The sequence below is a fragment of the Bradyrhizobium sp. 6(2017) genome, from assembly GCF_011058295.2.
Taxonomy (GTDB): domain Bacteria; phylum Pseudomonadota; class Alphaproteobacteria; order Rhizobiales; family Xanthobacteraceae; genus Bradyrhizobium; species Bradyrhizobium septentrionale.
In genome coordinates, this window is the sequence record NZ_CP049289.2 from 7,558,059 (window position 1) to 7,572,931 (window position 14,873).

At 63.6% G+C, this 14,873-nt stretch carries 16 protein-coding genes, 1 tRNA gene and 2 pseudogenes; 6 read left to right on the forward strand and 13 right to left on the reverse strand.

The window, feature by feature from the left end; all coding sequences use genetic code 11:
* Positions 1 to 56 precede the first annotated feature (56 nt).
* The 6 genes from G6P99_RS35925 to chpT form a co-directional block, all read right to left on the reverse strand.
* Entirely contained in the window at positions 57 to 929 is an 873-nt protein-coding gene (locus tag G6P99_RS35925; RefSeq protein ID WP_165125290.1) for a CheR family methyltransferase, read from the reverse strand.
* Positions 926 to 2,098 (reverse strand): protein-glutamate methylesterase/protein-glutamine glutaminase, encoded by a 1,173-nt coding sequence (locus G6P99_RS35930; protein WP_165125293.1) that lies wholly within the window; start codon positions 2,096 to 2,098, stop codon positions 926 to 928. Before G6P99_RS35930 ends, G6P99_RS35925 begins: the two co-directional genes overlap by 4 nt.
* 77 nt (positions 2,099 to 2,175) lie before the next feature.
* Entirely contained in the window at positions 2,176 to 2,541 is a 366-nt protein-coding gene (locus tag G6P99_RS35935) for a response regulator (RefSeq protein WP_029083688.1), read from the reverse strand.
* 63 nt (positions 2,542 to 2,604) lie between these two features.
* Positions 2,605 to 3,075 carry a chemotaxis protein CheW gene (locus G6P99_RS35940; protein WP_029083689.1) on the reverse strand — a complete coding sequence of 157 codons (471 nt, stop codon included), beginning with the start codon at positions 3,073 to 3,075 and terminating at the stop codon, positions 2,605 to 2,607.
* A gap of 77 nt (positions 3,076 to 3,152) precedes the next feature.
* Entirely contained in the window at positions 3,153 to 5,885 is a 2,733-nt protein-coding gene (locus G6P99_RS35945) for a hybrid sensor histidine kinase/response regulator (RefSeq protein WP_165125296.1), read from the reverse strand.
* A gap of 191 nt (positions 5,886 to 6,076) precedes the next feature.
* Positions 6,077 to 6,724, reverse strand: coding sequence for a histidine phosphotransferase ChpT (gene chpT, locus G6P99_RS35950; protein WP_029080276.1), 648 nt, complete (start codon positions 6,722 to 6,724; stop codon positions 6,077 to 6,079).
* Between the two features lie 263 nt (positions 6,725 to 6,987).
* Here chpT and cysQ point away from each other — a divergent pair, with 263 nt between their 5' ends.
* Positions 6,988 to 7,815: a 3'(2'),5'-bisphosphate nucleotidase CysQ gene (cysQ, locus tag G6P99_RS35955; RefSeq protein WP_029080277.1), complete on the forward strand. Its 828-nt coding sequence runs from the start codon at positions 6,988 to 6,990 to the stop codon at positions 7,813 to 7,815.
* Here cysQ and G6P99_RS35960 read toward each other — a convergent pair whose 3' ends face one another.
* Positions 7,816 to 8,280 carry a YHS domain-containing (seleno)protein gene (locus G6P99_RS35960; protein ID WP_029080278.1) on the reverse strand — a complete coding sequence of 155 codons (465 nt, stop codon included), beginning with the start codon at positions 8,278 to 8,280 and terminating at the stop codon, positions 7,816 to 7,818.
* Positions 8,281 to 8,433: 153 nt separating this feature from the next.
* Here G6P99_RS35960 and G6P99_RS35965 point away from each other — a divergent pair, with 153 nt between their 5' ends.
* From G6P99_RS35965 to G6P99_RS35980, 4 genes are all read left to right on the forward strand, one after another.
* Positions 8,434 to 9,039 (forward strand): DUF1134 domain-containing protein, encoded by a 606-nt coding sequence (locus G6P99_RS35965; RefSeq protein ID WP_029080279.1) that lies wholly within the window; start codon positions 8,434 to 8,436, stop codon positions 9,037 to 9,039.
* Positions 9,040 to 9,179: 140 nt separating this feature from the next.
* Positions 9,180 to 10,475, forward strand: coding sequence for a hypothetical protein (locus G6P99_RS35970; RefSeq protein ID WP_029080280.1), 1,296 nt, complete (start codon positions 9,180 to 9,182; stop codon positions 10,473 to 10,475).
* 157 nt (positions 10,476 to 10,632) lie between these two features.
* Positions 10,633 to 10,707 (forward strand) — tRNA-Val (locus G6P99_RS35975).
* A gap of 836 nt (positions 10,708 to 11,543) precedes the next feature.
* Entirely contained in the window at positions 11,544 to 11,810 is a 267-nt protein-coding gene (locus G6P99_RS35980; protein WP_165125299.1) for a hypothetical protein, read from the forward strand.
* 350 nt (positions 11,811 to 12,160) lie between these two features.
* Here G6P99_RS35980 and G6P99_RS35985 read toward each other — a convergent pair.
* A pseudogene (locus G6P99_RS35985) lies at positions 12,161 to 12,449 on the reverse strand (hypothetical protein); the annotation flags it as partial.
* A gap of 155 nt (positions 12,450 to 12,604) precedes the next feature.
* Complete coding sequence (locus G6P99_RS35990; protein WP_165122996.1) at positions 12,605 to 12,877, reverse strand: hypothetical protein; 273 nt, start codon at positions 12,875 to 12,877, stop codon at positions 12,605 to 12,607.
* Between the two features lie 421 nt (positions 12,878 to 13,298).
* On the opposite strand from G6P99_RS35990, the pseudogene G6P99_RS35995 reads away from it, so the two are divergent.
* Positions 13,299 to 13,349: pseudogene (locus tag G6P99_RS35995) on the forward strand (hypothetical protein); the annotation flags it as partial.
* 181 nt (positions 13,350 to 13,530) lie between these two features.
* Here the strand turns inward: G6P99_RS35995 and G6P99_RS36000 are convergent.
* The 4 genes from G6P99_RS36000 to G6P99_RS36015 form a co-directional block, all read right to left on the reverse strand.
* Positions 13,531 to 13,740, reverse strand: coding sequence for a hypothetical protein (locus G6P99_RS36000; RefSeq protein WP_165125302.1), 210 nt, complete (start codon positions 13,738 to 13,740; stop codon positions 13,531 to 13,533).
* On the reverse strand, positions 13,737 to 13,925 hold the full coding sequence (locus G6P99_RS36005) for a hypothetical protein (RefSeq protein WP_165125305.1): 189 nt from the start codon (positions 13,923 to 13,925) through the stop codon (positions 13,737 to 13,739). The genes G6P99_RS36000 and G6P99_RS36005 overlap by 4 nt, the downstream gene beginning before the upstream one ends.
* Before the next feature lie 133 nt (positions 13,926 to 14,058).
* The gene (locus G6P99_RS36010; protein WP_165125308.1) at positions 14,059 to 14,292 is read right to left on the reverse strand and encodes a DUF6894 family protein; all 234 of its coding nucleotides are present in this window, start codon (positions 14,290 to 14,292) and stop codon (positions 14,059 to 14,061) included.
* Positions 14,293 to 14,338: 46 nt separating this feature from the next.
* Positions 14,339 to 14,536, reverse strand: a complete 198-nt coding sequence (locus G6P99_RS36015; RefSeq protein WP_165125311.1) for a hypothetical protein — start codon at positions 14,534 to 14,536, stop codon at positions 14,339 to 14,341.
* Between the last annotated feature and the right edge of the window lie 337 nt (positions 14,537 to 14,873).

Below are 14,873 nucleotides of genomic sequence, written 5' to 3' on the forward strand. Positions count from 1 at the left end.
TTCGCGGCTCCTCAGGATGACGGACAGGAGGTTCGATCACGCGGAGAATGACGCGCTCAACGCGCAGCCGACGCCACCGCCTTCAGCACATGAACCGCGGCGCCGGCACGCGCAACCGGAGCAACGCTCGGCTGATACAGCCCGCGCCGCTCGGGATAGGGCCTGAACAACGTGGTGATGCCGACCACGGACTCCGCCGCGCCGAGCGCCAGCACGCCGTCGGGCTCGAGCATCCTGGCGATCTTGCCCAAGATGCCGGCCTTGGTCTGCTGATCGAAATAGATCAGCACGTTGCGGCAGAAGATCACATCGAAGCTACCGAGATGCGACAGGTCCTGCAGCAGATTGAGCTGACGGTGCTGCACCATGCCGCGGATATCGGCGTTGAGCTGCCACAGCTCGCCCTTCTGCACAAAATACTTCACCAGCAGCTGGATCGGCAGGCCGCGCTGCACCTCGAACTGGCTGAACAGGCCGGCCTTGGACTTTTCCAGCACCGCCTGCGACAGGTCGGTGGCGACGATCTCGATGCGCCAGCCGGTGAACAGCGCGGTCATTTCCTTCAGCAGCATCGCGATCGAATAGGGCTCCTGCCCGGTCGACGATGCCGCGCACCAGATCCGCAGGCTGCGGCGGGAGGCGCGTGCCTGCGCCAGCGCGGGCAGCACCGCGTCCTTCAGATGGTCGAACGGGATCTTGTCGCGAAAGAAGAAGGTCTCGTTGGTGGTCATCGCCTCGACCACTTCCGATGTCAGCGGCTCGGCGTCGCCCTTCATCCGTTGCACCAGCTCGGGAATGCCGGCGAGGTTCGACCGGCGCGCCAGCGGCAGCAGGCGGCTCTCGACGAGATATTGCTTGTCGGGCGACAGATCGAGGCCGGAACGTTCCTTCAGCAGCTTACGCAGATACTCGTAGTCCAGCGGCGTCACGCACGGTCTCCCGAAAACACGCGAACAAGTTTCGGTGCGATCTGATTGAGCGGCAGCACGGCGGCGCAGATTCCGGCATGGACCGCGGCACCGGGCATGCCCCACACCACGCTGGTCGCTTCGTCCTGGGCGATCACGCTGCCGCCGGCGGCGACGATATCCTTGCCGCCGCGCATGCCGTCGGAGCCCATGCCGGTCAGGATCACCGACATGATGCTGCCCTGCCAGACATCGATCGCGGAGGTGAACATCGGGTCCACCGCGGGCTTGCAGAAATTGACCGGCGGTCCGTCGTCGAGCGCGATGGTGGCATCGATGCCGTGGCGGGCGATGCGCATGTGGCGTCCGCCCGGCGCCAGATAGATCTGACCCGGCTTGATGCTCTCGCCGTCGATTGCCTCATGTGCCGGACGCTTGCTGGCGCGCGCCAGATGCTCGGCGAGAATGGTGGTGAAGGTCGGCGGCATGTGCTGGGTGATCAGCACCGGGAAGCGATCGATCACCGGTCCGATCTCGCCGACCAGCAGCATCAGCGCCTGCGGGCCGCCGGTGGAGGAGCCGATCAGCAGCACCTTCGGCGGCAGCAGGCCGAACGCGCGGCGCACAATCGGCGCCGCCGCGGCGGGGGCAGCGGGCGCTCCTGGAGCCGCCGTGCGCAGTCTGTCATGTCCGGGCGCAAGCGGCGGGCTCGCCGTCGTGTGCGCGGTGCCGCGCCGCGCCTTGGCGCCTAGATGACGGGTCTTCTGGATCAGATCGTGACGGAAGGTCTCCGCGGCGGTCGCCTCGCGCGTGCTTTCCGGCTTCGGAATGTAGTCGGACGCGCCGAGCGACAACGCCTTCAGGCTGATCTCCGCATTGCGGCGGGTCAACGTCGAGGCCATGATGATGACGAGGTCGCGCTTCTTCGCCAGGAGCTGCGGCAGCGCCGAGATGCCGTCGAGCTCAGGCATCTCGATATCGAGCACCGCAACGTCGGGGTTGATGCGCTCGAGCTGGTTGACGGCATCAAGGCCGGTGCGCAGCGATGCCACGACCTCCATGTCGGGCTCGGCACCGATCCAGCGCGAGATCATCCCGCGGATCACCACGGAATCGTCGACCACCATCACCCGCACCTTGTCGGTACGGGTCGACGTCGGGACCGCAGCACTTGTCAACGCAATACTCATGACTTCACCAGCGACGCAACACGACGCACAACAAACCGTTGAGCCGAAGGCTTCTGCCGCCGGATCGAACGATCGACTTAAATCAGACCGACTTCCTGGAACTTCGCGGTGACGATGTCCCGGTCGAACGGCTTCATGATGTATTCGTTGGCACCGGCATGCAGCGCGCGTGCGATATGCGCGACGTCATTCTCGGTGGTGCAGAACACGACCTTGGGCTGATCGCCGCCGGGCATGCGGCGGAGATTGCCGAGAAACTCGTAACCGTCCATGACAGGCATGTTCCAGTCGAGCAGCACCGCTTCCGGCATCGCCCGCTTGCAGGCTTCGAGCGCCTTGGCGCCGTCCTCGGCCTCGATGATCTGGAAGTCGAGCCCTTCCAGGATGCGGCGGGCGACCTTGCGAATGACGCTTGAGTCATCGACAACAAGACAGGTTCTCATTTGCGACCTCTACTTCCTCATCCCCGGTGGGATGTTTCAGTTCTTCAGTTCTGGCGGCCCTGTTCACGCCGCTTTGGCGTTGGGCACCAGTTCGAGCACGCGATCGATATCGAGGACGACCATGAGCTGGCCGTCGAGGCGGTAGACGCCGCCGGCGAGCTTGGCCATGCGGGGATCGAGGTTGACCGGGTTGTCCTGGCGGCTGTCGTCGGGCAGCCGCAGCACTTCGCCGATCTGGTCGATCAGGAGGCCATAGGATTCGCCGCGCTGGTCGACGCCGACCGCCATCGGCGGCTGGCCGTCAGCGGCCTTCGGCAGCCCGAGCCGGGCGCGCATGTCGACCACGGTGACGATGCGGCCGCGCAGATTGAGCACGCCGGCGATCTCGGTCGACGACAGCGGCACCCGCGTCAGCCGCTCCGGCATGAACACGTCCTGCACCCGCGAGATCGGTAAGCCAAACAGCTGCCCGCCGATCACAGCGGTGACGTATTCGGCCATCGCGCCTTCGCTGGTCTCGGTCTTGCTGGTCATCGATGCTGTTTCCTTCGAGTCCTTCGTTTGAGCATGATCTGATCGGAAAACCGGTTCCCACTTTTCCGGATCATGCTCTAGGCCGCCCGGCGCAGTTCGGCGGTCTGCTCTTTCAGCGCCGCGATCAGTCCGGGACGGTCAAACTTGGCGACATAGTCGTGGAAGCCGGCCTGCCGGCCGCGCTCGATCGCCGCCGGCGACACCATCGCCGACAGCGCGATGATCGGCAGTCCGATGAGATTGTGGTCAGAGCGGATGTTCTCGGCGAACTCAAAACCGTTCATCTCGGGCATCTCGATGTCGGTCAGCACGACGTCGAAGGCCTGCCCCGAACGCAGCGCGGCGAGCCCCTCCTGCGCGTTCGGCGCGGTCCGCACCTTGTAGCCGGCGGCTTTGAGCACCGGCGCCAGCATGTTGCGGAAGAAGGCGCTATCATCGACCAGCAGCACCGACTGCGCTGACGCCGACGGCCGCATCTCCTTGCGCGAGAACCAGTCGGCGAACGCCATCGGCAGGAAGTGGCCGACGTCGATCACCTCGGTGGCCTGGCCCTTGATCACGGCCGAGCCCAGAATGCCGTCCTGCGAGCCTGCGACCTCGATGTTGAGCCGCTCCTCGACGATGTCGATGATCTCGTCGACCACGAGCCCCATCGAGCGGCCGTCGTCGGCGAACACCAGGATCGGCTGCGCGCCTTGCGTCTGCACCTCGACACCGGCCATCTGCACCAGCGGCATCAGCTGCTCACGGTACTGCACCATATAGCGGCCGTTCGAGAGCTCGATCTTGTCGGTTGCGATCTCTTCCAGCCGGGTGACGAGGCCAAGCGGCACCGCCTTGGGCTGGCTCGAGCCGGCGCGGAACACCAGCAGCGAGGTCAGCTGCTCGCCGCTCGAGGCGTGCGCCGCGGCACTGTCCTCGGCCATGTCATGGGCCGACGAGCCGGAGGCGCCGAGCGCCTTGGCGATGCCGTTGGGGTCGATGATCATGATCACGGCGCCATCGCCCAGGATGGTGTTGCCGGAGAACATGTCGATGTGACGCAGCTTGGTCGACATCGGCTTGACCACGATCTCCTCGGTGTGGAACACGCCGTCGACCACGATGCCAAAGGTCTGGCTGCCGACTTGCGTCACCACAATAAAGCCGTTCTCGGCGTCGGTGGTGGTCGCGCCGTCGTCGATCTTGAGCAGCTTCTTGAGATGGATCAGCGGCAGCAGCTTGTTGCGCAGCCGCAAGACCGCGGTGTCCTTGATCCGCTCGATGCGGTGCTCGGAGTTGGCGCGGGCCCGTACCAGCTCGACCACCGAGAGCTGCGGGATCGCAAAGCGGTCGCCGCCGGCTTCCACGATCAGGGCGGAGACGATCGCCAGGGTCAGCGGGATCTTGATGGTGACGGAAGCGCCCTCGCCGGCCACGCTCTTGATGTCGATGGTGCCGCCGATCTGGTCGATATTGGTGCGCACCACGTCCATGCCGACGCCGCGGCCCGACACCGAGGTCACCTGCGCTGCGGTCGAGAAGCCCGGCGCGAAGATGAACTTGTGGATCTGGGCTTCGGTCATCTTCTCCAGTTCAGCCTCGGTGACGAGGCCGTTCTGGAGCGCCTTGGCCTTGATCCGCTCGGTGTTGAGCCCGCGGCCATTGTCGGCGATGCAGATGATGATGTGGCCGCCCTCGTGATAGGCGGACAGGCGGATGGTGCCCTGCTCCGGCTTGCCGGCTGCGACCCGCTCGGCGGTGGTCTCCAGCCCGTGGTCGGCGGAGTTGCGCACCATGTGCGTCAACGGATCCTTGATCAGGTCGAGCACCTGGCGGTCGAGCTCGGTGTCGGCGCCGTGCATCTCCAGTTCGATCTGCTTGCCGAGTTCGCCGGAGAGGTCGCGGACGATGCGGGGCAGCTTCTGCCAGGCATTGCCGATCGGCTGCATGCGCGTCTTCATGACGCCTTCCTGCAGTTCGGCGGTGACATTGGAGAGCCGCTGCAGCGGCACCTTGAACTCGGTGTCCTCGTTGCGCCTGCTGATCTCCAGGAGCTGGTTGCGGGTCAAGACCAGCTCGGAGACCATGGTCATGAGGTGTTCGAGGGTGTCGACATTGACCCGGATCGACTGATTGGCGATCTTGTCGCCTTCCTGGACGTCCTCACCGGCGGCCTTGCGGGCCGGCTTCTTCGCGGGCTCGGCAGCTTCGGCGGCAGGCGCTGCGGGAGCAGTGGCGACGGGCTTGACGACAGGTGCGGGTGCGGCCACTTCGGTCGCGGTCTCGCGGAAGGCGCGCTCGAGCTCGTCGAGCGAGACTTCGCCCGGACGCAGCGGACGCTCCAGCGTCTGCACCACCAGCGTGCCTTCAGTCATCGCTTGGGTCATGTCAGCCTGCACGGACGGGGCCTCAACAACCGGCACGTCTTCTTCAGCAGCCACCATCGCGGCCATGCCGCGCTCGACCATCGCTTCCAATTGATCGATCAAATCGCGGTCGTTGCCTTCAGGCTCGGCCTCGGTGGCCTCCAGCCCAGCCAAAATCTCCTTGATGCGGTCGATCGAGGACAGGATCAGCGTCACGGCTTCCGCCTTCACCGGCATGCCGTCGCGGAATTTGCCCATCAAGGTCTCGCCGGCATGCGCCAACGCTTCCAGCCGCGGCAGCCCGAGGAAGCCGCAGGTGCCCTTGATGGTGTGCACCAGGCGGAAAATGTTATCCAGGATCTTCGCGTTGTTCGGGTCCTGCTCGAACTGCACCAGCTGGTTGTCGACCGTATCCAGGCTCTCGCTGCTCTCCGTCAGGAACTCGCGCAACAGATCGTCCATGAAACCAACCTTCGAAAACGCAGCGGCGCGCGACATCGACGCGCCTGACGGAACCGGGCCAGCTTCTCCGCAAAGCGTTTAAGTTTGGTTGAGCAAATGGAAAAGAACGGGATCAACAAAGAGATAAGGCCGCGCGATCGAATCGCGCGGCCCGTCGTAACCTTTGATTAATGATGTTCCCGTGGCCGCGTTCAGGACGCTGCGATAATGACCTTGTCGCCGTCCAGCGCGAGCGTCACTTTCAGCCCGCAGGCGTCCGCGAGCAGGCGCGTGTAATGCGGCTGCACCGCATGCGCATCGACCGTGTTCGACGACGTCGCATTCAGGAGATCGACGATGTTTTGCGGCACGCGCGCATTGAGGCCCGCGGCCGTGATGCGGAAGCTCATCGCCTCGCCGTCGCCGACCGGATCGATGATCAGCGTGCCGCCGCGCGGGATCGTCTGCTGCGCGATGACCAGCATGTTCAGCAGCAGCTTGACCCGATTCTTCGGCAACAGCAGCCGCGGCAAATTCCAGGTCAGCGTCACCTTGCCGTCCTCGATGTGCCCCTTCGCCATGTTCTGGGCATCGCCAAGATCAATCTGCGCGCCGGCGGAACCGGCCGCGCCGAACGCCAGCCGGCAGAACTGCAACCGGGCCGACGCGGTCTTGGCGCTCTTGCGAATGAGATCGAGCGCGAAATCGCGGTCTTCGGGCTTGGGATTGTCGTCAAGGACCTCAAGCCCATTGACGATCGCGCCGACCGGACTGATGAGATCGTGACAGACCCGCGAGCACAGCAGCGCCGCGAGTTCGAGCGCATCGGGAGCGGGACCGGGAGACGAAGTGCCAGACATCGATTGTTTCCTGGAAAGCCGCACGCCGCGGGAGGAGTGCGAATCACGCATGCCTGTCGGCTTGATACACCGCGCAGACGGATGCTGCCAGCTTGCGGCGGGACTGATAAAGCATGATCCGGACCGGAACCGCCGCGTTCACGCAAAGTGGAAACCGGTTTTCCGAAAAGACCATGCTCAAACAAGGAGATGAGATCATGATGCGAGGCCGTGTCATCGCATCACGATCTCTGGGGAAGACAAGCAGGATATGAGATCCGCCCATGAATAAGGCACAGCCGCCCGTGATCGGCTGCGAGGCCGCCGCCAAGCTGCTCGAATCGCTGACCGAGCTGGCGATCCGGGCCGGCGAGGCTATCCTTGCGGTCAACCGTTCCGCGATGAATGTCACCGGCAAGAGTGACGGCTCGCCGGTGACCGAGGCCGATCTCGCCGCCGATCATATCATCGTCGAGGGGCTGACGCGGCTGGCGCCGCACGTGTCGCTGCTGTCGGAGGAGCGCGTCCATCTGGCGACGCCGCCCTACAAGGACAGTTTCTTCCTGATCGATCCGCTCGACGGCACCAAGGAGTTCGTCGCCGGCCGCAATGAATTCACCGTCAATGTGGCGCTGGTCACGCACGGCGTGCCGCTGCTTGGCATCGTCGGCGCGCCCGCGCTCGGCCTGATCTGGCGCGGCATCGTCGGCAAGGGCGCCGAGCGGTTGACGCTGCAGAACGGCGCGGTTGCGCAGGCCGTGCCGATCAAGACCCGTCTCTGCCCGCCGCGCGGCGCGCCCTGGACGGTTGCGGTCAGCCGCTCACATGGCGATGCGCGCACCGAAGCCTTCATCGACGAACGCGGCGAGGCGGTCCGCGCCGTGCTGGGCTCGGCCGTCAAGTTCGGCCGTGTCGCCGAAGGTCAGGTCGACATCTATCCCCGCCTCTCGCCCACATCCGAATGGGACGTGGCGGCCGGTCACGCGGTCGTCGTTGCCGCCGGCGGCAAGGTGACCGATGCGAACGGAGGCCCACTGCATTTCGGGCTGGGCCGCGAGGACTTTCTGGTGCCGGAATTCATTGCCTGGGGCGACCCGACCGCAGCGTCGTGATCACTGCGCGAGATTTTCTGCCAGCTCCGGCCAGCGCGCCGCGGCTTCGTTCAGGAAGTGCGCGGGATCGGCGGCGAAGGCATCGCGGCTGCGTTCCCGGTTGAACAGATAGAGCCGATTCCCGACCACCGCCCAGAATCGCGGATTGCCCGCACAGGTCACGCCCCGCACCAGGTCGGTCGGATCATAGCCGCCGAACTGCGGTCCATAGATTTCGGGATGCGCCACGAACGAGGCGCGGTTGCCCTCGTTGCGGAAGCGCCAGACGACGCCGCTTGTGGCGGCCTCGAATTCGGGCCGCCCCTGGGTCGCAGCGGAGTCGGTGAAATAGGCGACGGGATCGAATCCCTCGATCGCCAATCCCGAGTAGCGGTTCGTCACCACGCGCTCGGTCGTGGTGGCCCCAACAGGCAGTGGCGGCCAGATAGCCGCCAAAATGCCCGCCAACAGGCCGAAAAACGCCATCCCCCGGCACGATCCATATCTTTCCTGCCGTTGTACCGTCATAGTTGATACCGATAACATCCGAGTCGAGGGGACACTGGACGCAACCTAGAGCCGTGCCTGTTGGCATCAGGTTAAAGGGCAACGCCCGGAATTCGATAGCAGGGGTTCTTTATGAGTTTCGCATCACGCCTTGCCGCGGTCGCGTTCGCCGCGCTGATGTGCTGGAGCGCGGGGGCATCGGCACAGCAGGGGCCGCCGCCGCAATATCCGCCGCCGCAGCGTGAGCCGACCCCGTATACTTACGGGCCCGACGAGCTGGTCGGCGCCGGACACAAGTTCTTCGGCAATGTCTCGCGCGGGCTGGCCTCGGTCATCGAGCGCGCGGTCAGCCAATGGGGTCTGCCCAACGGCTATGTGCTCGGCGAGGAAGGCTCCGGCGCTTTCGTGGCCGGGCTGCGCTATGGCGAAGGCACGCTCTACACCAAGAACGCCGGCGACCTCCGGGTCTACTGGCAAGGTCCCTCGGTCGGCTTCGACTGGGGCGGCGACGGCGCGCGGACCATGACGCTGGTCTACAACCTGCCCTCGACGCAGGCTATCTATCAGCGCTTCGTCGGCATCGACGGCTCGGCCTATATCGTCGGCGGCTTCGGCATGACGGCGCTGACCGCCAACAACATCGTGCTGGTCCCGATTCGCTCGGGCATCGGCCTACGGCTCGGCGCCAGCGTCGGCTATCTCAAATACACCCCGCGCGCGACCTGGAACCCGTTCTAGGTCGCAGCCCTGATCGGGTGATGACGCCGGCGCTCCGGCACGGTTAGCGATTCAGGTTAACGCGGCAAACGGGCTGGCCTTCGGCCGGCCTGCCGTGGCATTGTGATTAACAATTTCCTTCTTTCTTGGAGTGACCCTTCATGATCGAGCCGATCATGTACGCGGCGATCGGTTTCCTGATCTCGATGCTGTGCGGCCTGATGATCGTGCCCCTGGTGCATAACCGGGCGGTGCGGCTGACCACGCGCCGCATGGAGGCGGCCACCCCGCTGTCGATGGCCGAGATCCAGGCCGACAAGGACCAGCTCCGCGCCGAGTTCGCGATGTCGGCCCGCCGGCTCGAGATGAGCGTCGATCAGCTCAAGAGCAAGACCACGAGCCAGCTCGCCGAGATCGGCAAGAAGACCGACGCGATCAATCGCATGAAGATCGAGCTGGGCGAGAAGAATGCCGCGATCTTCGCGCTGGAGGCACGCGAGAAGGCGATGAAGGAGCAGCTTCGCGCCACCGAGGAAGAGTTCACCGCCAAGACCGAGCTGCTGCGCAATGCCGAGCAGGCGCTGACCGACAAGCAGAGCGAGCTCGGCAAGATCAACGCCGCGCTCAACGACCGCTCCATGACCGCCGACAGCCGCCAGATCGAACTGGTCGCGGTGCGGACCCAGGTCGAGGAGTTGAAGAACCGGGTCGGCGATGCCGCCAGGGAGTTCGCGGCGACCGAGGCACGCCTCGCCCAGGAGCGCAGCCAGTCCGAAACCGCGACGCGCGATCTCACCGATGCGCGCGGCCGGGTCGAGAATCTGAGCCAGCGCGTCACCGATCTCGATCGCCAGCTGATCGTCCAGGTCAAGGAAGCCGAGATGCTCGGCAACCGCGTCACCGACCTCGAGTCGCGGCTCGCGACCCAGGGCAAGCTGCTTGCCGAGCGTGAATTCGAGAACGGCCAGCTCAAGCAGGCCAACGCCGCCGCCGAGCGGACGGTGCAGGAGCTGCGCGAGGCGATCGCGGCGGCAGGCGGCGGCAAATCATCCGCGCTCGAGAAGCTGCGGCAGGAGAAGGCGGCGGCCGAGGAGCAGCTGCGCATCGCCCGCGACGAACGCAGCAAGCTGCAGCGCGACATCAACGCGATCCAGCAGCAGGCCGAAAGCTCCTGGGCGACCGAGCGGATGGAGAACGCGCTGCTGCGCGAGCGCATCAACGACATCGCCGCCGAAGTAGCCAAGCTCGCGATCCAGCTCGAAGGACCGAACTCGGCGATCGAGGCCATGCTGGCGGCCGAGCCGACCGTGCCGGCCAAGGCGACCGCCAAGCCCGCCAACGGTGCCGCCAATGGCGTCTCGCCTGGCAGCGCGATGCCCGAAGGCGGCGGGACGCTCGCCGAACGCATTCGGGCGCTGCAGTCACACGCCTCCCGCGCCCGCCAGCAGGGCGCCTGATCCCCGCAGGGTTTGATGTCCTGCAGGCCTTGATTCCTTGAGGTCTCCTGAAGGTCTTGGCTTGACACCCCTACCCGGCACTTCGTAAATCGCACGCTCTGACGAAGCGCCTCTATCGACCGGCCGCCGACCAGCGGCCTTTGGCACGTCACATCCCGGACGCATAGCTCAGCGGGAGAGCGTTCCCTTCACACGGGAGAGGTCCAAGGTTCGATCCCTTGTGCGTCCACCATTAATTACATTAAATCAATAGGTTACAGAGGCTCCTCCCTTGAGGCGTGCCCCGAAATAACTGGGGCACAACGAGGACACACGTCGCCTGTCGCAGCGATTGCCGAAAATGCGCAACGAAAACGTCCAAAGGCAAATGTGGCTACCGGACCCGGCGACAAATCAGGTGCATTTCGGGTCCATAAGCGCTGATCAGCCCAGCCGAGGGCGCTAGTCGGGTCACATTCCTGCATGCTGCCCTAGATCAACCCTCACCAGGCACACCCGGCGCTGTGGTCGCGAACGCCTCTGTACTGATCACGGCCCCCAATCAAATGACCTTGCCAATATTCTGGCGCTCATAACGGTCTGGTTGCAGGTTCGAGATTATCGAACCTCGCTAGCTCGGGGTAGGCCTTCTGCCTCTAGGCGGCGGCCGGGGCGAGTGACTCTCGCAAAGACGCCCCAGCCTCACCGCCGACGAATGCAGTCAGCAACTGGCGTGCGGCGCGGTACTGGAATGCCGAACGAACTTCAGTCCGAAATCCTGGCTTGGGCAAAGTATCAACCGGACAGTCCTAAGCTCGCCACAGCCGTCCGTCGGCTGGTCGAGATCGCGTTGACCTTGCCAACCGGAGGCAGCCTAAGAGCGAAAATCGACGCCAGCGCGCTCGCGGCATGGCCGCCGACGCAATCGACAAAATAGCGGACAGCGCCGCCAGCTCAGACGAGCAAGCCAGCCGCAAGCGCCAACTCATCAAAGGGCCCGAGGAATTCCAGGAGGTGCGACGCGACCGGAACCGGAAATGAACCGATCGAGTTGATCCGTAGCCTAGCTGGGCAAATGTGGAGGGCAAGATGGCCCTGCACTTTCGCCGCGTCGATGCTCGGGACGAACTGGAAATTTGGACCGCAAGCAGCGACGCATATTCGTTCGTGATCACCCACGAAGCCCGCAGCGGGCCCGGCTTCCACGGAGCTCCGGGCTTCGTTGCGTCTTGGCGATCCCTCTATGTGAGCAACCCCGCCATCAAGGTTGGCGGCTCGCCATTCAAGTCCCTTGCAGAGGCCGAGAGGGCTTGCGAAGCTCTCCTGAAGCACCTCACAGGTAATGGTCCAGCATAACCTGGCCCGCGGTTCCTCTCAGCCGACCAAGGCGAAGAAGCGAAGTGTGACAGGATCACTGGCTTGTAGCTGGCCACCGTCGGCGCATAGTCACCCAATGATCGAGCAGCGACCAGCCTTTATGGCTTGCAAGAATCCTGGGACAGGATGGAGGATCGATATTCTGCGGCCAGATGGCGAAACGGAAGTCATCAAGGGTTTTGTCACGGAACACGACGCGACCAAGTGGATTTCTGAGCATTCGGCGACGACGCGGCAAGAAAATACGAGCCAACCGCGCTAGTGCGCTGTTTATAGGCAGCTTTCGCGCGCCATCCCATCCGCTCACTGCGCAACCAATTTAACGCATTGGTCTGAACGCTCACGCCGACGGTGGTCAGCCCCCCGAGATTGCGCCAGCGCCGTCCAAGTGCGATCGAATCGTTGAGCGAACCGCCGCCGGAATCCAGCACGATGGTCACGCCGTCGAGCTGGCGGCCGCGCGCGAATTCATCGAAATCCCTTGGACTATCCGCAGTCACGATTCCGACCGCCCTGACCCAGCCCCGGCAATTCGGTTGGCAAGCGACCCAGCTGAACTTCATCCGACAGTTTGCGTCCTTCTAAGGCAACGCCGGCACGCGTCGAACCGCTCAACATCGTCACCAATGCGACGAAAAGAGCGGCACCAACGAGTAGCATCCAAGCCCGGAATTCCGCGCAACGAGCGCGAGCAAAGCTTGCGTCGGAGTTGCGGGCGCATTCCGACGATTCGGCCCTCGAGACGCGCATGATTTTGCATGATCTCGGCCGGACTATCGAGTGAGGCTGGCCGCATCGCTACGACGCGCATACAGAGGCAACAGCTGATGCCGTCCGGCCGGCGGTACAGCTCGAGAATCGAGTTTCAGCCCGGGCTGGTGCTTGGCGCGCCATTTCGGGCCGGGGCCGCGCATGTAGTGCAGCTCGGGCCGGTAACTGTCGCGCACGTCCAGAATCAGGTTGCGAACGACGCTGGCGAAATCGGAGGCTGACACAGCCGTCCTGCGGGCAAGGCCTGACAATGCGGTTGCATTCATCATTCTCATCGCTGGAACTCCTCGATTGCGCTCGATAGATCGGACGATTGACACCTCGACCATAGTCACGAGAGGAGAAGCAAACCATTGCACAGAGGTCGATCGCGCACAGTACATCGGCTGAGAAGGGCAAACTTAAGTTTAGGGGTCCGCCATTCGAGGCTTGGCCGGCTTTCGAACCGGCGCTTTTGATCCGACTTAGACCGACCGCGATGCAATGCGGCCCAACTCACCTACCCTGCGGCGATGCCGCGTCCTTTCAGCACCGACATCGTGGTGTTAGGTTCGACCTCGGCAGGAAGTACCTGCCTCCTTCATACCGAACGGGAGAACAAGTGCCTGAGACGTCTATAAAGTCATTGAAATGATCGGTACCAGCAACACGTCCTAGGAAAAAGCCGCCGCCAACGCAGTTGAGCAAGCTGCAAGATCCCTCCGAGACCTTCGAGTTGCAGAGGTTATCAAACTCGATATTCACTAGACGCCCAGGGAATAGTCGAAGCCTTCCGTCTCGTTCAAGTTCGACGGCTCCTGACCTGAAGTAATCTCGCTCATGGCCCGATCATCGACCGCCGATCGGCCTCGGTTTTCTGTCCGAGGATCTCGAACAGCGCCAACAGCGGGCCGCATTGCGCCTCTTGAAAGTGGATCAGCTTTCTACCCTAAGCCCTCCTGCCGCCCTGCTTGCCGATCACGCAACGCCATGCTGCGAGGCGCTCGGCCGGATGCTGCTTCATCCAGTCGGCAAGCTGCGGCGCGCCCATCATGCATGACTGCACCGAGACCTCAGCGAAGTCCGACGTAGTGACGGTCTGCTCGTGACAATTAGTCGGGGAGGACAGGCTGCAGAGCAGGGCAATGATCGCGATCACGACGAAGCTCCCTCACCGCGTTGGGCATTGACGCTAGTGACTCGATGAGTTGCGGGCGCCTCATTCTGCTGCTCGCTGCCGGGATCGGCCGGCGGGAAGACGCTGTCATATATCGCGCGGGCTTCCGAGATCAGGCGGATGCGCTCGCGCTCGGATTTTGAGACAAACCGAATAACCTCGCCCACGGCAAGCTCCTATTGAATTATGGTCATCATTCCTTCCATCCAAGTGGGGTCCTTGGGTCCCTCTTTGAAGTCCTGCAGCTGGTAACAAGTCAATAAAAAGTGCGTGACAGGGACCGGCAGGCCATCGCGCCCATCAATGCGGCTTGCCGAGGACCACAATGAAAGGCATGACGAAGAGCTCATCGCCCTGATCGTCGCTGACGTGCACGACCCAGTCGCGCCAGTCCTCGAGGGTACGCTCGCCGGCGACGGACTGCACGACGCGGGTCGCAAGATCGCGCGCCCCAGCGAGGTCATCCACCACGGCGCCGCGGCGATCCAGGAAAACCTTCTTCGCGTTGGAGCAGTGGAAGAATACCTGAGTCATATTCAACCTCCTTCAAGTGATACAGGTAACCACGAGATAACGCGGCTCAACCGCCGCACCTCGTCGCCAACAGATCGTTGAAAGCATTGATCACGGAATCGAGCTTGGCAGGCTGGCTGCGCAACAGCTCCGAGCATGAGCGAGATGCATCGATCTCCTTGATCGATGTACATTCCGCCGCCAGCGACGGAACTGTAGATGCATTGATCGCCGCGGAAACGGCGAGAATGGCTATTCTCCTCATGATCGAACTCCGCAGAACGAATTGCTGAGAGGAGAGTTACATTCTGAGGATCTGGGTTCTATTGTACGCGAGTAGTTATGAGTACCGCTGCGGTTGCCCCCATATAAACCTTTGGATTAGAACAGACTCGCGGCGGTCTTGATTGCGGCAAATGAGCCACCGCCCCGCAGGCGGCTCAGAACCCAGTCCACGACAGACGCTGCACCGTGCACGCCGGGCTAATGGCCGCTTTCTACGGTGACGCGGACGAAGGGCCGGGAAACAGCCCGGCCGCGCCGAGGCTTCGCCGATCAATCCGAAGAAGCTTGTATCGAGCCCGGCGCACACTCTTTGCAAG

Excerpts from the sequence above, each read along its gene's own strand:
- G6P99_RS35970 (WP_029080280.1), top strand. The coding sequence starts at position 9,180 with ATGATCGAGCCGATCATGTACGCGGCGATCGGTTTCCTGATCTCGATG.
- chpT (WP_029080276.1), bottom strand. The coding sequence starts at position 6,724 with ATGTCTGGCACTTCGTCTCCCGGTCCCGCTCCCGATGCGCTCGAACTC.
- G6P99_RS35990 (WP_165122996.1), bottom strand. The coding sequence starts at position 12,877 with ATGAGAATGATGAATGCAACCGCATTGTCAGGCCTTGCCCGCAGGACG.
- G6P99_RS35965 (WP_029080279.1), top strand. The coding sequence starts at position 8,434 with ATGAGTTTCGCATCACGCCTTGCCGCGGTCGCGTTCGCCGCGCTGATG.
- G6P99_RS35945 (WP_165125296.1), bottom strand. The coding sequence starts at position 5,885 with ATGGACGATCTGTTGCGCGAGTTCCTGACGGAGAGCAGCGAGAGCCTG.
- G6P99_RS35930 (WP_165125293.1), bottom strand. The coding sequence starts at position 2,098 with ATGAGTATTGCGTTGACAAGTGCTGCGGTCCCGACGTCGACCCGTACC.
- G6P99_RS36015 (WP_165125311.1), bottom strand. The coding sequence starts at position 14,536 with ATGAGGAGAATAGCCATTCTCGCCGTTTCCGCGGCGATCAATGCATCT.
- G6P99_RS36010 (WP_165125308.1), bottom strand. The coding sequence starts at position 14,292 with ATGACTCAGGTATTCTTCCACTGCTCCAACGCGAAGAAGGTTTTCCTG.
- G6P99_RS35935 (WP_029083688.1), bottom strand. The coding sequence starts at position 2,541 with ATGAGAACCTGTCTTGTTGTCGATGACTCAAGCGTCATTCGCAAGGTC.
- cysQ (WP_029080277.1), top strand. The coding sequence starts at position 6,988 with ATGAATAAGGCACAGCCGCCCGTGATCGGCTGCGAGGCCGCCGCCAAG.
- G6P99_RS35940 (WP_029083689.1), bottom strand. The coding sequence starts at position 3,075 with ATGACCAGCAAGACCGAGACCAGCGAAGGCGCGATGGCCGAATACGTC.
- G6P99_RS35960 (WP_029080278.1), bottom strand. The coding sequence starts at position 8,280 with ATGGCGTTTTTCGGCCTGTTGGCGGGCATTTTGGCGGCTATCTGGCCG.
- G6P99_RS35980 (WP_165125299.1), top strand. The coding sequence starts at position 11,544 with ATGGCCCTGCACTTTCGCCGCGTCGATGCTCGGGACGAACTGGAAATT.